We start from the raw sequence: 20,851 nt of genomic DNA, 5'->3' as shown, positions 1-20,851 counted from the left end.
AGGGGAGGGCATGGCCAGTCGCGGCGCAGGCACGGTGCTCGCTGAGCGGGTGTTCCGCGTACAACGAGCATTCGCCCGCCTCGAAGGGGAGGTGCACGGTCCCGGCGAGCTGGCTCGGGCCACCGGATTGGACGACTCCACGGTGCACCGAATCCTGCGTTCCGGCGTCGAACAGGACATCTTCGTCCGGATCGGCCACGGCCGCTACAGCCTCGGCAGCGGCGTGGTGCAGCTCGCCATCCATGCCTGCGCCCAGCCCCAGGATCCGCACGCCGTGCACTCGGTGCTGGAGAAGCTGCGAGCCACCACCGGCGGGCCGGTTTTCTTCTACGTCCTGGTGCCCTTCGGCACCTTCCAGCGGCTCTGCGCCGACCTGGCCGCCACCGACGCCGATCTCGGCGACATCGGGTACGCCGCCGAGGATCTGTTGTCGGTGGCGCGACCGCTGCGGTCCGGCGCCGCCGGACGGGCCATCCTCGCTTTCTGTCCGCCGGCCGTTCAGCGGGCCGCCCTCGACGTGGAGTTGCCGCCGTACGCCGGCCCGGGCGCCATCACCGACTGGGAGACCCTGCGCGCCTCGCTCGCCGACACCCGTCGGTTGGGGTTCACGGTCGGACACGACGAGGACCTGACGGGCTGGAACTCCTGCGCGGCACCCGTGGTGTGGGGCCAGGTCGTCCTCGGATCGGTACTGCTGCTGCGCCGGATCGGGCAGACACCGTCGATGACGGCCGCCATGGTCGTCCGGACCAGGCAGGCCGCCAGAAAGCTGGGATCGATGTTCGGCGCGGCCGCGCCGAGTCCGTTCCCGGCCGTGCGACTACCCTGACCGTCGTTTGCGTAGGGGCGACCGGACGTGGATCCGACACGAAACGTGAAACTGTCTCATCCGTACGTGGAGGTCAACCCAACGCGCCGGGCCGGCTCAAGTCACCCCTAAATGGGCGCAGTCGAAGTGAGATTCTCTGGACCTGGTGGTTTTGGTTGACCCGACAGGTGCAACGACTGGAGCGCCAGGAAGCGGCGGCCGATCCGGGGCGTGGGAAGACGCATCGGAGACTCGCGCGCAGGATATGGCAAGGCCGGACTATTTGAATCCTAATCTCGGATGGGCGGCAATCAACTGCGACCGGAATGGTCGCGGAACCGCTGACCGGGCCGTGTTCGCCCGCCACGGAATCTCGAGATTCACCGAATGGATCGGGCGTGGGAACCTTCCAGCGTAAACCCATTTTGGGGTATATCGCCGTTATGGTGGAGAATGTGCTTTAAGTCCCTTAATTCGCTTAGCCTCGCACGCGGCAGCAGGTCGCGTACTGGATCTAAGAACTTGATCTCTGAATCGGCGATTTCTTGGCCAGTGAGAAATGGCGTGAGGTTATGGCGGCCCCTGTGGGGGCTGGCAAGGGGGGAGTGTGGAACTCGATCGTCCGGCTGGCCTGCGGCGCTGCATGGTCATCGGATCGGTTCGTCGCGCCCCCTTGAACGATGGTTATCGATATGGTTAGAGTCGGTTGATCTGTTTCTTCTGACGGCCCAAGGTCGTGGGGCGACAAACTTCGGCATGTTATGGGGGTACTGCCAAGTCATGGGAAGCCAGATGCGCGAGAATGGAGTTCGGCAGCACGCCGACGGGCTCGCGGAAATGCTAAAGGTCTCGCGGTGGCAGGCGGGGCTCACCCAGGTGCAGCTCGCCGGACTTTCCGCGGTCAGCGTGCGCGCCATTCGGGACCTGGAACTCGGTAAAGTACAGCAACCCCGACGAGAGACGGTGCGGCTGCTCGTCTCGGCCCTACGGTTGAAGGGCTCGCGCCGCGCGGCCTTCGAGGTGGCCGCGGGCGGCATGTCTGCCACAGGCGCCCTCGAGCAGGCTTACGAAATCGAGCAGGCCCAGCCTCCGGCCCCCATCGGCCACTTCGTCGGCAACCGGTCGGAACTGCAGGCCGTCACCGAACTGCTCGGCACCGAGCGCGAGCGGCTAGTCACGGTGGTCGGCATTACCGGTGTCGGTAAGACCCGGCTTGCCCTGGAGGCCGCACAGGCACTGCACGCCCGAAGCCGCATGCCCATCCTCTGGGTGCACATGGGCGTCGGTGCCGACGCCGCGGCCGGGCTGCCGCAGCGCGTGTTCGCCAGCTGGATCGGTGAGATCGTCACAGCCGGCCGACCACTGCAAGAGCTGGCCCAGGCCATCGGCGGCAAGCGCACACTACTTGTCCTGGATGGCGTCGACACGCCGGCCGCCGTGCACGCCTCGCTGCTGCAGCTGCTGCACTCCTGCCCCCGGCTCAGCGTCCTGATCACCACGCGCGAGCCCACCCCGGTGCTTGGTGACCGTCTCGTGCCGCTGACCCCGCTCACCCTGCCCGAGCCCATGGCGCCCAACGGGCCGGTGGAAAGCGACGAGGAGCCGGCCCTGGGGCTGATGATGTCCTATTTGCGGCACCTGCGGCCTGACATCCTGCCCACTGAGTCCGTCGTGGCCACGATGGCCCGCATCTGCTGCGCCCTGGACGGCCTGCCCCAGGCGATCGAGTCGGCCGCCTCCTGGCTGCCGCTCTACTCGCCGCACCAGCTCCTCGAAGCTGCCGAATCGTATCCGCTGTCCCTCACCGAGCACATGTCGGCGCCCGACTCGAAGACCGCAGGCTCGTTCCGACGTTCACTGGAGCAATCGATCGCCCGGCTCCAGCAGCAGCACACCACCCTACTGCAGGTGCTCGCCGCCGAAGGCGCCTCGTGGAACGTCACCGAGGTCGCCCGCCAGGCCCGCTGTACGCCGGCTGACGTGCTACGTGGGTTGCACGCCCTGCTACTACGCGGCCTCATCCGGCCGGTCCGCCACGAGCGCGCAGGCCACACCGGTCTGTCCAGCTTCAACGTCCTGAACCTCGTCCGACACCTGGCCGTCCCGTCGACCCCCGCACCGACCTTCCCGCACTCGCAGAGAGGCGTGGTCCCTTCCCGTGTCTAACCTGATCTCCCTGACCGACCTGACCCCGACCGACCTCGCGGACCTCGTCAGCCGCGCCGTGCGGTTCGGTCGCGTGGGCGTCCGCGAGAAGACCCTCACTGACCGGTCTGTGGGCATCTACTTCAGCAAGTCCTCCACCCGTACGCGTACCGCCTTCTGGGCCGCCGCGACTCGCCTGGGCGCACATGTGATCACCTACGGCACGGACGACCTGCAGCTGACCACCGGGGAGACTCTTGAGGATACTGGCCGGGTGCTCGGTGAATACCTCGACGCACTGGTCATCCGGACCAATGGCGACGTCGAAGAGATGCGCCGGATCGGTACGGCCAGCCGGCTCGCCGTGGTGAACGCGCTCAGCTCCGACGAGCACCCGACCCAGGCGATCGCTGACCTGGCCGCGCTCACTGAGGAGTTCGGCAGCCTCGACCGCCGCCACCTGCTCGTCGTGGGCGAGGGCAACAGCTCCAGCTGCGCACTCGCGCTCGCCGCCGCGCTTACCCCCGGCCTGCGCGTCACGTTGCTCTGCCCGGCTGGATACGAAGTGCCCAAGGACATTCTCGGCGCCGTCGACCTGCTCGGCGAGGGCCGTGCCCGGGTCGAGCAGATCACCAACCCCTCCCTCGTCCAGGGGCCGGTCGACGCCGTCTACACCAGCCGGTGGCAGACCATGGGGGTCCCCAAGGAGGACCCTGAGTGGCTCACCGCCTTCGAGGCGTTCCGAGTCGACGACAACTTTCTCGGCAAGGTCGCCGCGCCGCACACCGTGTTCCTGCACGATCTGCCCGCAGTACGCGGACAGGAGGTGACCGACACGGTGCTCGACGGCGCTCGCAGCCGCGCCTGGCGGCAGGCCCACCACAAGATGACGGCCGCCATGGCCGTCCTCGAGTGGTGTGTCACCATGCCCTAATTAGGCAGAATGCCACGGCGCCCGTTCCCGCCGGGGACGGGCGCCGTGGCATTGGCGGCGAGGATGCTCAGCCACCCATCGCGCGGATCAGCGACGCCGGCCGCATGTCCGTCCAGTTCTCCTCGACGTACTGCAGGCACTCTTGGCGGGAGGTCGCCGCCCGCGTCACCGACCAGCCCGCCGGTACCGCCAGGCCGTCCGGCCAGAGCGAGTGCTGGCCCTCGTCGTTGACGAGCACAACGTACGTGCCGTCAGGGTCCTCAAAGGGATTGGTAGCCATGCTCACCTCGATCGTCGGATTGTTTTGCCCCTGACCCTAGGCCCGCGCGGCACACACGACCGGCAGCATGCGAGACAGCCTCCCCAACTGCCCCTCAGTTGCCGCCGCAGACGCCGGTACGGGGCTGTGCCCGCTCATACGATCGAACTACGCCGGGCAAGGCCCCGCCACGAGCACGATGGGCACCCGGCATCGATGGCCATCGTGACGGGCCCGCCGCGCCCGGCTCCCCACCCTCGTCCGTTACGGAGAAGGTGCCGAGATGCCCCAGCAACATCCCATACGCGTACCGCCGATCACCGCCGCCCAGGAAAGACTGCTGTTGCACGCCGAACACGAGCGCGACGCCCACGAGTTCGGCACGACGCAGGCCTCGGTGGCGCTCGGCGGCCGGCTCGATGTGGCCGCACTGCGTGAGCGCGCTGCCCGCCTCGTACACGCCCTCCCGGAGTTGGGTTCGGGCTTCCGCCGTGACGAGGCCGGCCGTCCTGTGCGGGTGACCCGTACGCAGGCCCTGCCACCCTGGACGGAGCACCTCGTCGAAGGCGGCGATGACCTGAACGCGGAATCCCGGTCGGCCGCGGACGTCGAGCGTCGCCGTGGCTTCGACCTCACGGGCACCGAGCCCCTGGTCCGCGTCACCCTGGTGACCGACCCGCAGACCCACCGGCACCGACTCATCGTCACCGGCCATCGAGCCGTCCTCACCGCCCGTGCCATGTATGACACCGTCACGGTGCTGCTCGGCGGTGAGGTGGTGAGCCCGCTCGAACCGGAGCAGGACGCCGGTCCCGCCGCGCGCGACGCGTGGCGGGCCGCCCTCGGCGAACCGGGGGAGGCCTGCCTGATCGGACGGGACGGCGTCGGTCCTCGCGGCACCGCCCGTTTGTCGCTGTCCCTGCCTCCGGACATGGCCCTCTTCGACGGGCCGGCGAAGTGTCTCCACCAGGCAATCTGGGGTCTGGTCTGTACCAAACTGGTGAATCGACGCTCCGCCCTGGTCGGCGACGGCGACGATCTGCCGGTCCGGGTCGACGTGGCGCCCGAGGACACTCTCCGCGCGGTTGCCCACCGCACCGCCGAGCGGCACGGGCTCGTCGCCCCACACCGCGACGTCCCGCTGGACATCATCGCCGAGGCGACTGGATTCGGCGAGGCACTGTTCGACACCGTGGTCGTCACCGACACCCGCCGCTGGGACGCGCTCGGCACTCCCGCGAACGTCGTGGTCGAGGATGTTGAACTGGCCGACGCCACCCACCACGCCATGACGGTGATCGTGTGCGGCTCAGGGCACGGAGAGCTGGCCTACCGTGGCGACCGGGTCGACCATGACACCGCCCGCACGGCCGCCGCCATGTTCGAGCGGGCCATGCGCGCGGTCGCCGCCAACCCCGATGTCCGGGTCCGGGATATCGACTGGCTCGGCGCGCCCCTACGCGAGCAGCTGATCATCGCGTACAACGACACCGCGGCCACTCTGCCCGTGCGGCCGCTGCACCAGCTCTTCAGCGAGCGTGCCGCCCGCGAGCCCGGCGCCGTCGCCGTGGTCTGCGATGGGCGGGAGCTGAGCTACGCCGCCCTTGACGCCGCCGCCAACCGGTTCGCCAACCGGCTGGCCGGTCTCGGAGTACGGCCCGGCGTCTGCGTGGCGCTTTACCAGAGTCGTTCCGCCGAGCTCGTGGTCGCCGAACTCGCCGTGCTGAAGGCGGGCGGCACCTACGTTCCGCTCGATCCGCGGCAACCTGCCGCGCGGCTGACCTGGATGGTCGCCGACGCCGGGGCCGAGCTGCTGCTTACCGACCGCGAGCCCGGCGGTCTGCCCTTCGACTGCGGCGTGCCGGTGGTTCGCGTGCCGTCGGCCTGGGAGCCTGGCGAGCCCGGGAAACCGGAAGAAGCGGCGGCACCGGACGTGGCTGTACACCCGGACCAAGTCGCGTACGTCATGTACACCTCCGGCTCCACCGGCACACCGAAGGGGGTGGCCAACACCCACCGCAACGTCGCCGAGTTGGCCCTCGACCCGTGCTGGGACAACGGCCGGCACCAGCGCGTGCTGGCCTACTCGCCGCCCACCTTCGACTCCTCTACGTACGAGATGTGGGTGCCGCTGTTGCACGGCGGGCGGATGGTCGTGCTCACCGGTGACCAACTCGACCTTGGCGAACTGATCTCGACCCTCGCGGAGCGAGAGATCACCGCCCTCTACCTGACCACGGCCCTCTTCGACGTCATCGCTCAGGAGTCCGCGGCCGCTCTGGCCGGTGTGCGGGAGATCTGGACCGGTGGCGACATTCTGTCCGTCGCGGCACTGCGCCGAGTGCTGCGGGAGTGCCCGGACACCACCGTCGTGCACGTGTACGGGCCGACCGAGACGACGGTCTTCTGCAGTTACCAGACCTTCGGGCCCGACCGCCGCACCGTCGACAGTCTCGACCTCGGTCGGCCCATGGCCAACACCGGTATGTACGTCCTCGACGACGCGTTGACCCCCGCTGCCCCCGGCACGGCTGGTGAGCTCTACGTCTCCGGCAGCCATCTGGCGCGCGGTTACCTCGGCCGCCCCGCCTTGACCGCCGAGCGTTTCATCGCCAACCCGTACGGTCTTCCCGGATCGCGCCTGTATCGGACCGGTGACGTCGCACGCTGGACCCACGACGGGGTGATCGAGTTTGTCGGCCGCGCCGACCAGCAGGTCAAGCTGCGTGGCTTCCGGATCGAACCGGCCGAGGTGGAGACCGTGCTGCTCGCCGACCCGGGAGTTCGGCAGGCCGCCGTCCTGGTCCGCGAGGACCGACCTGGTGACAAGCGCCTCGTGGCGTACGTGGTTCCCGGAAGCGACGGATGGAGCGGTGATGACCGGCAAGCCGAGGAGGACCGGCTCCGCGAAGCCGTGGCCATCGCGCTGCCCGAGTTCATGGTGCCGTCCGCGATCGTGGTGTTGGACGCCCTGCCGCTGACCGTCAACGGCAAGCTCGACCGCGCCGCGCTTCCGGCGCCTGACAACACGGGCGGCGTCGGCACCCGGGCCGCCCGCGAGCCCGGTGAGGAGCTGCTCTGCGGGCTCTTCGCAGACGTGCTCGGCGTGCACCGGGTGGGGGTCGACGACAACTTCTTCCACCTCGGCGGGCATTCCCTGCTGGCTACGCGTTTGGTTGGTCGCATCCGCGCCGTGTTCGGTGTGGAGCTATCTGTGCGCGATGTTTTTCGTTGTCCGACCGTGGCGGGGCTTGCCGGGAGTGTGACGGCGGGTCGTAGGGTCCTGCATCGGCCGCTTGTGCCGGTGGTGCGGCCGGACCGGTTGCCGTTGTCGTTCGCCCAGCAGCGGCTGTGGTTCCTGGCCCAGATGGAGGGCGGTTCGGCGACCTACAACATCCCGCTGGCCATCCGGCTCCGCGGAGACCTCGACCGGGTCGCCCTCGAGTCGGCGCTCTTGGACGTCCTGGAGCGCCACGAGTCTCTGCGCACGACCTTTCCTCTCCCGGCTGGCGAGCACGGCCCGGCACAGCGGGTGCTGGCGATCGACGACGTGCCGTTCGAGCTGCCCCGAGTCGCTGTGGCGCAGAACGTCCTCGACGTCACCCTCGCCGAACTCGGCGGACACGTGTTTGACCTGGCGACGGAGGTGCCGATTCGGGCGACGTTGGTCGAGACGGGCCCGGCCGACCGGGTCCTTGTCCTGGTGGTGCATCACATCGCGTCCGATGGTTGGTCCAACGGGCCGTTGATGCGGGACCTCGCCATGGCGTATGAGGCCAGGCTGGTCGATGGTGCGGCGCCTCGGTGGCGTCCGTTGCCTGTGCAGTATGCCGATTACGCGTTGTGGCAGCGTGGTCTGTCCGGCGTGGAGGGCGGGTTGCTCGCGTTCTGGCGGGAGACGTTGGACGGGTTGCCCGAGGAGGTGACGCTGCCGACGGATCGGCCGCGTCCGGCTGTGGCGTCCTACCGGGGTGGCCGGGTCGAGGTCGGTACTGGTGACGGCGTGCACGCGAAGTTGGTGGAGTTGGCGGCCGGGTCGGCGGCCACGCTCTTCATGGTGGTGCAGGCCGCGACGGCGGCCGTGTTGGCGCGCAGTGGTGCGGGAGAGGACGTGCCGCTCGGTTCGCCGGTGGCGGGGCGTACGGATCCGGCGCTGGAGGATCTGGTGGGGTTCTTCGTGAACACGTTGGTGTTGCGTACCGATGTTGGTGGTGATCCCAGTTTTCGGGAGTTGTTGGATCGGGTGCGGGAGCGGGATCTGGCGGCGTGGGCGCATCAGGATCTGCCGTTCGAGCGGTTGGTCGAGGAACTGAATCCGGAACGGTCGGCGGCGCGGCATCCACTGTTCCAGGTCATGCTCACCCTCGCCGACGCGGTCACCCCCGCGCCGGAACTGCCCGGCCTGACCGCCAGAGCGGAGGAGATCCCGCTCGGTGTGGCCCGGTTCGACCTGACCGTCAACTTCCGGGAACAGCACACCGAGGCCGGCGATCCGGCGGGTCTGCGGGTCGGTATCGACTTTTCTCGTGATGTTTATGACGAGCGTACGGTGCGGGCTTTTGCTGGTCGGTTGGTGCGTTTTCTTGATGGGGTTGCTGATCGGCCGGAGTTGCGGGTTGGTGATGTTGATGTGTTTGGTGAGGGGGAGCGGGGGTGGTTGGTGGGGGCGCGTGGTGGTGATTTGTTGCCGCGTTCGGCGTGTTCGTTGCCGGAGGTTGTTCGGGGTTTTGCGGTGGGGTGTCCTGGTGCGGTGGCGGTGGTGGATGGTGATTGTGTTTTGACTTATGGGGAGTTGGAGTTGCGGGCGGGTCGGTTGGCGGGTCGTTTGGTGGCTGCTGGGGTGGGTGTTGAGGATCGGGTGTTGTTGTTGCAGGAGCGGGGTGTTGGTGTTGTTGTTTCGATGTTGGCGGTGTTGAAGGCTGGTGGTGCGTATGTGCCGGTGGATGTTCGGTATCCGGTTGAGCGGGTGCGGGAGGTGTTGCGTCGGTCGGGTGCGGGTGTGGTGTTGGCTGATCGTGAGGTTGGTGGGCTTGGTGTGACGGTGTTGGATGTTCGGGTTGAGGATGGTGTGGATGGTGGTGTGGTTGGTGGGTTGGATGGTGTGGTGGTGCATCCTGATCAGCTTGCGTATGTGATTTTCACGTCTGGGTCGACGGGGGTGCCGAAGGGGTCGGGGAATACGCATCGGAATGTGGCTGAGTTGGTGGCTGATGCGGCTTTTGGTGGTGTGGGTGAGGGGATGATGTTGCATTCGTCGCTTGCGTTTGATGCTTCTACGTTGGAGATTTGGGGTCCGTTGTTGCGTGGTGGGTGTGTGGTGGTGGCGCCGCGGGGGGTTTTGAGTCCGTTTGCGATGGGGGAGTTTCTTTCGGTGGCCAGGCCGCCTGCGGTGTGTTTGGCTGCTGGGTTGTTTCATGTGATGGCTGAGGAGAATCCGGCGGCTTTTCGTGGTGTGCGTGAGGTGTGGACCGGTGGTGATGTGGTCTCGCCCGAGGCGGTGCGTCGGGTGACGGGGGTTTGTTCGGGGTTGACGGTGTTCAACGGGTACGGGCCTACGGAGACCACTGTGTATGTGACGGCCTATGGTGTGCGTGATGGGGATGGTCATGTCGGTTCGTTGCCGATCGGGGCGCCGTTGGAGAATACGGGTGTTTATGTTTTGGATGGTGTTCTGCGTTTGTTGCCGCCTGGTGCGGTTGGTGAGATCTATATTGCTGGGCCGGCGTTGGCGCGGGGGTATGTGGGTTGTCCGGGGTTGACGTCGGAGCGGTTTGTGGCGAATCCGTTTGGGCCGGTGGGGTCGCGGATGTATCGCACGGGTGATCTGGGGCGGTGGAGTGTTGATGGTCTGGTCGAGTTTGTTGGTCGGGCTGATCAGCAGGTGAAGATTCGTGGTTTCCGGATCGAGCCGGGTGAGGTCGAGGCCGTGCTGCTACGCGACGAGGACCTCGTGCAGGCCGCCGTGGTCCTGCGTGAGGACCGGCCCGGCGACAAGCGTCTCGTGGCATACGTCGTCGCGGACGACGACACCACGGCCGACGTCGACCGGCTGCGCCGCGCCGCGTCGGAGCTGCTGCCGGATTTCATGGTGCCGTCCGGGTTCGTGGTGTTGGACGCCCTGCCGCTGACCGTCAACGGCAAGCTCGACCGGGCGGCCCTGCCCGCTCCCGAGGTAGAGGTCCTGGACGGTGGCCGGAGCCCGCGGACACACACAGAGGAGATCCTCTGCGGGCTTTTCGCCGAGTTGCTCGCGGTGCCGTCGGTCACCATCGACGACAACTTCTTCCACCTCGGCGGGCATTCCCTGCTGGCTACGCGTTTGGTCGGTCGCATCCGCACGGTGTTCGGTGTGGAGCTGTCCGTGCGGGACGTCTTTCGTTGTCCGACCGTGGCGGGGCTTGCCGGGAGTGTGACGGCGGGTCGTAGGGTCCTGCATCGGCCGCTTGTGCCGGTGGTGCGGCCGGACCGGTTGCCGCTGTCGTTCGCCCAGCAGCGGCTGTGGTTCCTGGCCCAGATGGAGGGCGGTTCGGCGACCTACAACATCCCGCTCGCGCTGCGGCTGCGCGGTGACCTGGACCCGGTGGCGCTGGAGGCGGCGTTGGGGGACGTGGTCGGGCGGCACGAGAGTCTGCGGACCGTGTTCCCGGTCGGCGAGCATGGCCCGTACCAGCGGGTGCTGCCGCTCGACGAGGTGGCGGTGACGCTCGCCTTCGTGTCGATGGCGGGGCGTGGCCTTGAGGACGTCCTTCGTGAGGTCGGCGGGTACGTGTTCGACCTGGCGGTGGAGGTGCCGATTCGGGCGACGTTGGTCGAGGTCGACGCCACGGACCACGTACTGATGCTGGTGGTGCATCACATCGCGTCCGATGGTTGGTCCAACGGGCCGTTGATGCGGGACCTCGCCATGGCGTATGAGGCCAGGCTGGTCGATGGTGCGGCGCCTCGGTGGCGTCCGTTGCCTGTGCAGTATGCCGATTACGCGTTGTGGCAGCGTGGTCTGTCCGGCGTGGAGGGCGGTTTGCTCGCGTTCTGGCGGGAGACGTTGGACGGGTTGCCCGAGGAGGTGACGCTGCCGACGGATCGGCCGCGTCCGGCGGTGGCGTCCTACCGGGGCGGCCGGGTCGGGCTGCGTGTCGACGCCGAGCTGCACGCGAAGTTGGTGAGGCTGGCGGCCGGGTCGGCCGCCACGCTCTTCATGGTGGTGCAGGCCGCGACGGTGGCCGTGTTGGCGCGCAGTGGTGCGGGAGAGGACGTGCCGCTCGGTTCGCCGGTGGCCGGGCGTACGGATCCGGCGCTGGAGGATCTGGTGGGGTTCTTCGTCAACACGTTGGTGTTGCGTACCGATGTTGGTGGTGATCCCAGTTTTCGGGAGTTGTTGGATCGGGTGCGGGAGCGGGATCTGGCGGCGTGGGCGCATCAGGATCTGCCGTTCGAGCGGTTGGTCGAGGAGCTGAATCCGGAACGGTCGGCGGCGCGGCATCCGTTGTTTCAGGTGATGTTGACGTTGTCGGATGCGGAGGTTGGGGTTCCGCAGTTCGCGGGCTTGGCGACTCGGCTTGATTTCCAGGATCTCGATGTTGCCAAGTTTGATCTCACTGTCAGTTTTCAGGAGCATCGGGATCTGTCGGGGTTGAGTGTCACTGTTGATTTTTCTCGTGATGTTTATGACGAGCGTACGGTGCGGGCTTTTGCTGGTCGGTTGGTGCGTTTTCTTGATGGGGTTGCTGATCGGCCGGAGTTGCGGGTTGGTGATGTTGATGTGTTTGGTGAGGGGGAGCGGGGGTGGTTGGTGGGGGCGCGTGGTGGTGATTTGTTGCCGCGTTCGGCGTGTTCGTTGCCGGAGGTTGTTCGGGGTTTTGCGGTGGGGTGTCCTGGTGCGGTGGCGGTGGTGGATGGTGATTGTGTTTTGACTTATGGGGAGTTGGAGTTGCGGGCGGGTCGGTTGGCGGGTCGTTTGGTGGCTGCTGGGGTGGGTGTTGAGGATCGGGTGTTGTTGTTGCAGGAGCGGGGTGTTGGTGTTGTTGTTTCGATGTTGGCGGTGTTGAAGGCTGGTGGTGCGTATGTGCCGGTGGATGTTCGGTATCCGGTTGAGCGGGTGCGGGAGGTGTTGCGTCGGTCGGGTGCGGGTGTGGTGTTGGCTGATCGTGAGGTTGGTGGGCTTGGTGTGACGGTGTTGGATGTTCGGGTTGAGGATGGTGTGGATGGTGGTGTGGTTGGTGGGTTGGATGGTGTGGTGGTGCATCCTGATCAGCTTGCGTATGTGATTTTCACGTCTGGGTCGACGGGGGTGCCGAAGGGGTCGGGGAATACGCATCGGAATGTGGCTGAGTTGGTGGCTGATGCGGCTTTTGGTGGTGTGGGTGAGGGGATGATGTTGCATTCGTCGCTTGCGTTTGATGCTTCTACGTTGGAGATTTGGGGTCCGTTGTTGCGTGGTGGGTGTGTGGTGGTGGCGCCGCGGGGGGTTTTGAGTCCGTTTGCGATGGGGGAGTTTCTTTCGGTGGCCAGGCCGCCTGCGGTGTGTTTGGCTGCTGGGTTGTTTCATGTGATGGCTGAGGAGAATCCGGCGGCTTTTCGTGGTGTGCGTGAGGTGTGGACCGGTGGTGATGTGGTCTCGCCCGAGGCGGTGCGTCGAGTGATGGAGCACTCCCCAGACGCCGTCGTCCTCAATGGGTATGGGCCTACCGAGACCACCGTCTTCGCCATCGCCCACCAGGTACGTCGGGCCGTCGACTATCCCGGTCCGTTGCCGATCGGGACGCCGTTGGAGAATACGGGTGTTTATGTTTTGGATGGTGTTTTGCGTTTGTTGCCGCCTGGTGCGGTTGGTGAGATCTATATTGCTGGGCCGGCGTTGGCGCGGGGGTATGTGGGTTGTCCGGGGTTGACGTCGGAGCGGTTTGTGGCGAATCCGTTTGGGCCGGTGGGGTCGCGGATGTATCGCACGGGTGATCTGGGGCGGTGGAGTGTTGATGGTCTGGTCGAGTTTGTTGGTCGGGCTGATCAGCAGGTGAAGATTCGTGGTTTCCGGATCGAGCCGGGTGAGGTCGAGGCCGTGTTGCTGCGCCGGCCTGAAGTCCTGCGTACTGCCGTGGTTCTGCGTGAGGACCGGCCCGGGGAAAAGCGTCTGGTGGCCTATGTGGTTGCCGTGCCGGGTGCCGGGTGTGACACCGAGGTCCTGCGAGAAGCGGTCGCCAGGGTCCTGCCGGATTTCATGGTGCCGTCCGGGTTCGTGGTGTTGGACGCCCTGCCGCTGACCGTCAACGGCAAGCTCGACCGGGCGGCCCTGCCCGCTCCCGAGGTAGAGGTCCTGGACGGTGGCCGGAGCCCGCGGACACACACAGAGGAGATCCTCTGCGGGCTTTTCGCCGAGTTGCTCGCGGTGCCGTCGGTCACCATCGACGACAACTTCTTCCACCTCGGCGGGCATTCCCTGCTCGCCACCCGCCTGATCAGCCGCATCAGGAACGCCTGCGGCGTCGAACTGTCCATCGGTGACCTCTTCGAGCATCCCGTCGTAGCGCGCCTGGCCGACCGGATCGGCCGGGCCGGATCCTCGGACATCGCAGCCCGCCCGAAGCTGCGGCCGTACCGTCGGACAGGAGTGAACCAGTGATCCCCTTGTCGTTCGCCCAGCAGCGGCTGTGGTTCCTGGCCGAGATGGAGGGCGGTTCGGCGACCTACAACGCCCCGCTCGCGCTGCGGCTGCGCGGTGACCTGGACCCGGTGGCGCTGGAGGCGGCGTTGCGGGATGTGGTCGGGCGGCACGAGAGTCTGCGGACCGTGTTCCCGGTCGGCGAGCACGGCCCGTACCAGCGGGTGCTGCCGCTCGACGAGGTGGCGGTGACGCTCGCCTTCGTGTCGATGGCGGGGCGTGGCCTTGAGGACGTCCTTCGTGAGGTCGGCGGGTACGTGTTCGACCTGGCGGTGGAGGTGCCGATTCGGGCGACGTTGGTCGAGGTCGACGCCACGGACCACGTACTGATGCTGGTGGTGCATCACATCGCGTCCGATGGTTGGTCCAACGGGCCGTTGATGCGGGACCTCGCCATGGCGTATGAGGCCAGGCTCGCCGGTGTCGGGCCGGCATGGGAGCCGCTGCCCGTCCAGTACGCCGACTACACCCTCTGGCAGCGGGAGCTGCTCGGTGACGAGGACGACCCGGACAGCCTGGCCTCCCGGCAGGTCGCGTTCTGGCGGGAGACGTTGGACGGGTTGCCCGAGGAGGTGACGCTGCCGACGGATCGGCCGCGTCCGGCGGTGGCGTCCTACCGGGGCGGCCGGGTCGAGGCCGGCACTGCCGACGGCGTACACGCCAAACTGACCGCGCTCGCCGCCGAGTGCGGGGCGTCGCTGTTGATGGTGGTGCAGGCCGCCACGGCGGCCGTGCTGGCGCGAAGCGGCGCCGGCACCGACGTGCCGATGGGGTTCCCGGTCACCGGACGCGAGGAACCCGACCTGGAGGTCCTCGTCGGTTTTTTCGTCAACACGTTGGTGCTGCGTACCGATGTTGGTGGTGATCCCAGTTTTCGGGAGTTGCTGGATCGGGTGCGGGAGCGGGATCTGGCGGCGTGGGCGCATCAGGATCTGCCGTTCGAGCGGTTGGTCGAGGAGCTGAATCCGGAACGGTCGGCGGCGCGGCATCCGTTGTTTCAGGTGATGTTGACGTTGTCGGATGCGGAGGTTGGGGTTCCGCAGTTCGCGGGCTTGGCGACTCGGCTTGATTTCCAGGATCTCGATGTTGCCAAGTTTGATCTCACTGTCAGTTTTCAGGAGCATCGGGATCTGTCGGGGTTGAGTGTCACTGTTGATTTTTCTCGTGATGTTTATGACGAGCGTACGGTGCGGGCTTTTGCTGGTCGGTTGGTGCGTTTTCTTGATGGGGTTGCTGATCGGCCGGAGTTGCGGGTTGGTGATGTTGATGTGTTTGGTGAGGGGGAGCGGGGGTGGTTGGTGGGGGCGCGTGGTGGTGATTTGTTGCCGCGTTCGGCGTGTTCGTTGCCGGAGGTTGTTCGGGGTTTTGCGGTGGGGTGTCCTGGTGCGGTGGCGGTGGTGGATGGTGATTGTGTTTTGACTTATGGGGAGTTGGAGTTGCGGGCGGGTCGGTTGGCGGGTCGTTTGGTGGCTGCTGGGGTGGGTGTTGAGGATCGGGTGTTGTTGTTGCAGGAGCGGGGTGTTGGTGTTGTTGTTTCGATGTTGGCGGTGTTGAAGGCTGGTGGTGCGTATGTGCCGGTGGATGTTCGGTATCCGGTTGAGCGGGTGCGGGAGGTGTTGCGTCGGTCGGGTGCGGGTGTGGTGTTGGCTGATCGTGAGGTTGGTGGGCTTGGTGTGACGGTGTTGGATGTTCGGGTTGAGGATGGTGTGGATGGTGGTGTGGTTGGTGGGTTGGATGGTGTGGTGGTGCATCCTGATCAGCTTGCGTATGTGATTTTCACGTCTGGGTCGACGGGGGTGCCGAAGGGGTCGGGGAATACGCATCGGAATGTGGCTGAGTTGGTGGCTGATGCGGCTTTTGGTGGTGTGGGTGAGGGGATGATGTTGCATTCGTCGCTTGCGTTTGATGCTTCTACGTTGGAGATTTGGGGTCCGTTGTTGCGTGGTGGGTGTGTGGTGGTGGCGCCGCGGGGGGTTTTGAGTCCGTTTGCGATGGGGGAGTTTCTTTCGGTGGCCAGGCCGCCTGCGGTGTGTTTGGCTGCTGGGTTGTTTCATGTGATGGCTGAGGAGAATCCGGCGGCTTTTCGTGGTGTGCGTGAGGTGTGGACCGGTGGTGATGTGGTCTCGCCCGAGGCGGTGCGTCGGGTGACGGGGGTTTGTTCGGGGTTGACGGTGTTCAACGGGTACGGGCCTACGGAGACCACTGTGTATGTGACGGCCTATGGTGTGCGTGATGGGGATGGTCATGTCGGTTCGTTGCCGATCGGGGCGCCGTTGGAGAATACGGGTGTTTATGTTTTGGATGGTGTTCTGCGTTTGTTGCCGCCTGGTGCGGTTGGTGAGATCTATATTGCTGGGCCGGCGTTGGCGCGGGGGTATGTGGGTTGTCCGGGGTTGACGTCGGAGCGGTTTGTGGCGAATCCGTTTGGGCCGGTGGGGTCGCGGATGTATCGCACGGGTGATCTGGGGCGGTGGAGTGTTGATGGTCTGGTCGAGTTTGTTGGTCGGGCTGATCAGCAGGTGAAGATTCGTGGTTTCCGGATCGAGCCGGGTGAGGTCGAGGCCGTGTTGCTGCGCCGGCCTGAAGTCCTGCGTACTGCCGTGGTTCTGCGTGAGGACCGGCCCGGGGAAAAGCGTCTGGTGGCCTATGTGGTTGCCGTGCCGGGTGCCGGGTGTGACACCGAGGTCCTGCGAGAAGCGGTCGCCAGGGTCCTGCCGGATTTCATGGTGCCGTCCGGGTTCGTGGTGTTGGACGCCCTGCCGCTGACCGTCAACGGCAAGCTCGACCGGGCGGCCCTGCCCGCTCCCGAGGTAGAGGTCCTGGACGGTGGCCGGAGCCCGCGGACACACACAGAGGAGATCCTCTGCGGGCTTTTCGCCGAGTTGCTCGCGGTGCCGTCGGTCACCATCGACGACAACTTCTTCCACCTCGGCGGGCATTCCCTGCTGGCTACGCGTTTGGTCGGTCGCATCCGCACGGTGTTCGGTGTGGAGCTGTCCGTGCGGGACGTCTTTCGTTGTCCGACCGTGGCGGGGCTTGCCGGGAGTGTGACGGCGGGTCGTAGGGTCCTGCATCGGCCGCTTGTGCCGGTGGTGCGGCCGGACCGGTTGCCGCTGTCGTTCGCCCAGCAGCGGCTGTGGTTCCTGGCCCAGATGGAGGGCGGTTCGGCGACCTACAACATCCCGCTCGCGCTGCGGCTGCGCGGTGACCTGGACCCGGTGGCGCTGGAGGCGGCGTTGGGGGACGTGGTCGGGCGGCACGAGAGTCTGCGGACCGTGTTCCCGGTCGGCGAGCACGGCCCGTACCAGCGGGTGCTGCCGCCCGACGAGCTGCGCCTGGGGCTGGCTCGGCTCGCCGTACGGAAGGAGGACCTGGATGCGGTCCTTCCCCAACTCACCGGGTGCGTTTTCGATCTTGCCGTCGAGGTGCCGATCCGGGTGACGTTGGTCGAGACGGGCCCGGCCGACCGGGTCCTTGTCCTGGTGGTGCATCACATCGCTTCGGATGGTTGGTCCAACGGGCCGTTGATGCGGGACCTCGCCACGGCGTATGAGGCCAGGCTCGCCGGTGTCGGGCCGGCATGGGAACCGTTGCCCGTCCAGTACGCCGACTACACCCTCTGGCAGCGGGAGCTGCTCGGTGACGAGGACGACCCGGACAGCCTGGCCTCCCGGCAGGTCGCGTTCTGGCGGGAGACGTTGGACGGGTTGCCCGAGGAGGTGACGCTGCCGACGGATCGGCCGCGTCCGGCGGTGGCGTCCTACCGGGGCGGCCGGGTCGGGCTGCGTGTCGACGCCGAGCTGCACGCGAAGTTGGTGAAGCTCGCGGCCGGGTCGGCGGCCACGCTCTTCATGGTGGTGCAGGCCGCGACGGCGGCCGTGTTGGCGCGCAGTGGTGCGGGAGAGGACGTGCCGCTCGGTTCGCCGGTGGCGGGGCGTACGGATCCGGCGCTGGAGGATCTGGTGGGGTTCTTCGTCAACACGTTGGTGTTGCGTACCGATGTTGGTGGTGATCCCAGTTTTCGGGAGTTGTTGGATCGGGTGCGGGAGCGGGATCTGGCGGCGTGGGCGCATCAGGATCTGCCGTTCGAGCGGTTGGTCGAGGAACTGAATCCGGAACGGTCGGCGGCGCGGCATCCGCTGTTCCAGGTCATGCTCACCCTCGCCGACGGCGAGCGGCAGGCGTCCCAGCTCGCCGGGACCAGCGCCGAGCTGGCCTACGAGGAGCTGCAGATCGCCAAGTTCGACCTCACGGTCGCCTTCACCGAGCACCGTGCCGGTGGGCGGGAGCCGGGCGGTCTCGACATCGACCTGGAATATGCCCTCGAGTTGTACGAGCCCGAGACGGTCCGGGCGTTCGGTGAGCGTCTGCGGCGCCTGCTGTACCTGGTTGCCGAGCGGCCGGACGCGCCGCTGGACGACCTCGACCTGCTCGACCCGGCGGAGCACCGGATGCTCGGCGCCTGGGCGGGTGCCCCGCGTACCGGGCCCGTCGTCGAGGCCGCGGGTGACGGTGACCTCGCGACGCTCTTCGCCGCCCAGGCCGCCCGAACCCCCGACGCGGTCGCCCTGATCTATGACGACAGTCGAGTCACCTACCGGGAGCTCGACTCCTGGTCCAACCGGCTTGCCCGGCATCTACTCGATCGCGGCTTACGCCCGACCGGTGCTGCGCTGGTCGCCGTCCATCTGGAACGTACTCCGCACCTGATCGCCGCGCTGCTCGCGGTGCTCAAGGCCGGAGTCGGCTACACGGTGCTCGACCCGAAGTTCCCGCCCGAGCGGCTGGCGTCCAACCTGACGCTGACCCGGCCCACCATGCTGATCACCCAGACCCACATGACCCCGGTCGACACCGACGCGGAGGTGGTCGACCTGACTCGCGAATCGCCCACCATCAGCCGACTGCCGGCCGCCGCGCCCGGGATACGGGTGCCGCTCGACACGTACGCCTGCGTCATGTTCACCTCCGGCTCCACCGGTGAGCCCAAGGGGGTCGTGGCATCACAGTTGGCGCTGATCGGCACCTATGTCGGGCCGGACTACCTCCGCTTCGGCCCGCGGCAGAGCTACCTGCAGTGCTCGCCGATCTCCTGGGACGCGTTCGCGCTGGAGGTGTTCGGCGCGCTGCTGCACGGCGGCACCTGCGTGCTGCAGCCCGGTGAGATCACCGATCCGCGGCTCATCGCCGAACTGGTGGAGCAGCACGGGGCGACCACGCTGCAGATGTCGGCGACCTTGTTCAACTTCATGCTCGACGAGTATCCGCAGACCTTCGACGGTCTGGCCGAGGCGATGACGGCGGGCGAGGCCGCCTCACCCACGCACACCGCCCGCGTCGTCGCCGACCATCCCGGCATCCATCTGGTGAACGGGTACGGTCCCGCCGAGAGCATGGGATTCAGCACCGCCCACGTCGTCCGGCCGGGCGCCGCGGCCACTGCCGTCGTGCCAATCGGCCGGCCGATCGCCGGAAAATACGCGTACGTGTTGGACGCGCGGCTGCGCCGGGTGCCGATCGGTGTGCCCGGTGAGCTGTACCTCAGCGGCGACGGGCTCGCGCTCGGCTACCTACGCCGCCCGGGACTGACCGTCGAGCGGTTCGTCGCCAACCCCTACGGGCCGCCCGGCAGCCGCATGTACCGCACCGGCGACATGGCGCGCTGGAACCGCGGCGGTGACCTGGAGTACCTGGGCCGCACGGACCACCAGATCAAGTTGCGCGGCTTTCGCATCGAGCCCGGCGAGGTGGAGACGGAACTGCTCGGCTTTCCCGAGGTGACCCAGGCGAAGGTGCTCCTGCGCGAGGACCGGCCCGGCGACAAACGCCTCGTCGCCTACGTGGTGCCCGCCGACGTCGACGTGGCCGGACTCCGCAGGACCGCGGCGGCGCGGCTTCCCGACCACGCCGTGCCGTCCGCGTTCGTGCCGCTCGATGCGCTGCCGTTGACCGTGAACGGCAAGCTGGACCACCGTGCGCTGCCCGCGCCCGTTCCGGAGTCCTCCACCGACGGCCGTGCCCCGCGCACCCCGGCCGAGGAGTTGCTCTGCGGGCTCTTCGCCGAGGTTCTCGGCGTGCCGCGGGTGAGTGTCGACGACAACTTCTTCCACCTGGGCGGGCACTCGTTGCTTGCCACTCGGCTCGTGGGCCGGGTCCGCGACGTGTGGGGGGTAGCGGTGACCATCCGGGACCTGTTCCAGCACCCGGTCGTTCACAAGCTGGCCGACCGCATCGCAGCCGGCGCCGGCGTCGGCGCCAGCCCGCTGGACACCGTGTTGCCCCTACGCACCGGCGGCGCCGCTCCGCCCCTCTTCTGCGTGCACCCGATTTCGGGGATGAGCTGGTGTTACGCCGGGTTGCTACGGCACCTCGGCGCGGAGCGGACGGTCATTGGTCTGCAGGCTCGGCAGATGTCGCGCGACGGTTTCCGACCCGGCCACGTCGAGGACATGGCCGCCGACTATGCCGCCCAGATCCGCACCATCCAGCCGCACGGCCCGTACCACCTGCTTGGCTGGTCGTTCGGTGGGATGGTGGCGCATGCCGTGGCCACCCTGTTGGAGGCGGACGGCGCCGAGGTCGCACTGCTCGGCCTGCTCGACGCGTATCCGCTGCCCGACGATTTCGTGTCGCGCCCTGTCACCGCCCGCGACGTGCTGGTGGCGTTGCTCGGCGGCCGCGGCCGGGACCTACCCGTTCCGGGCGCCGACCGACCGGTGGACGTAGCCGCGCTGGTGGGGCCGCTACGTGCCGAGGAACCGGTACTCGGGCTGCTCAAGCACGAGCAGGCCGTGACGGTGGTCGAGACCACCCGCACCAACCTGGAGTTGCGGATGAAATACACGCCGGCGCGGGTGCTGCGCGGTCCGATCGTGTTCTTCGACGCGCTGCGTACGCCTTGGCCGTTGACGCCCGCGCAGGCCTGGCGGCCGTACGCCTCGAGACCGGTGGAGGTGCACGGTATCGACTGTGAGCACGACGACATGATCCGTACCGACCCGCTTGCCGTGGTGGGGCGGGTCATCGCCGGGCGGTTGCGGGGTTGAACGC

6 protein-coding genes are annotated in these 20,851 nt (G+C 67.3%); 5 read left to right on the top strand and 1 reads right to left on the bottom strand.

Annotated elements, in window-relative coordinates; all coding sequences use genetic code 11:
- Positions 1-10: 10 nt before the first annotated feature.
- The 3 genes from Prubr_RS30995 to Prubr_RS30985 all read left to right on the top strand — a co-directional run bounded on the left by Prubr_RS30995 (position 11) and on the right by Prubr_RS30985 (position 3,887).
- The gene (locus tag Prubr_RS30995; protein ID WP_212818508.1) at positions 11-829 is read left to right on the top strand and encodes an IclR family transcriptional regulator; all 819 of its coding nucleotides are present in this window, start codon (positions 11-13) and stop codon (positions 827-829) included.
- Positions 830-1,588: 759 nt separating this feature from the next.
- Entirely contained in the window at positions 1,589-2,974 is a 1,386-nt protein-coding gene (locus Prubr_RS30990) for a helix-turn-helix domain-containing protein (RefSeq protein ID WP_212818506.1), read from the top strand.
- Entirely contained in the window at positions 2,967-3,887 is a 921-nt protein-coding gene (locus Prubr_RS30985; RefSeq protein ID WP_212818504.1) for an ornithine carbamoyltransferase, read from the top strand. The genes Prubr_RS30990 and Prubr_RS30985 overlap by 8 nt, the downstream gene beginning before the upstream one ends.
- Before the next feature lie 67 nt (positions 3,888-3,954).
- Here Prubr_RS30985 and Prubr_RS30980 read toward each other — a convergent pair whose 3' ends face one another.
- Positions 3,955-4,167, bottom strand: coding sequence for an MbtH family protein (locus tag Prubr_RS30980; RefSeq protein WP_212818502.1), 213 nt, complete (start codon positions 4,165-4,167; stop codon positions 3,955-3,957).
- 262 nt (positions 4,168-4,429) lie between these two features.
- Between Prubr_RS30980 and Prubr_RS30975 the strand changes: the two genes are divergently transcribed.
- Positions 4,430-13,762, top strand: coding sequence for a non-ribosomal peptide synthetase (locus Prubr_RS30975; RefSeq protein WP_212818500.1), 9,333 nt, complete (start codon positions 4,430-4,432; stop codon positions 13,760-13,762).
- On the top strand, positions 13,759-20,847 hold the full coding sequence (locus Prubr_RS30970; RefSeq protein ID WP_212818498.1) for a non-ribosomal peptide synthetase: 7,089 nt from the start codon (positions 13,759-13,761) through the stop codon (positions 20,845-20,847). The genes Prubr_RS30975 and Prubr_RS30970 overlap by 4 nt, the downstream gene beginning before the upstream one ends.
- The last annotated feature ends 4 nt before the right edge of the window (positions 20,848-20,851 follow it).

It is taken from the genome of Polymorphospora rubra (genome assembly GCF_018324255.1).
Classification (GTDB): Bacteria; Actinomycetota; Actinomycetes; order Mycobacteriales; family Micromonosporaceae; genus Polymorphospora; species Polymorphospora rubra.
This window is presented reverse-complemented; position numbering and strand designations above follow the sequence as displayed.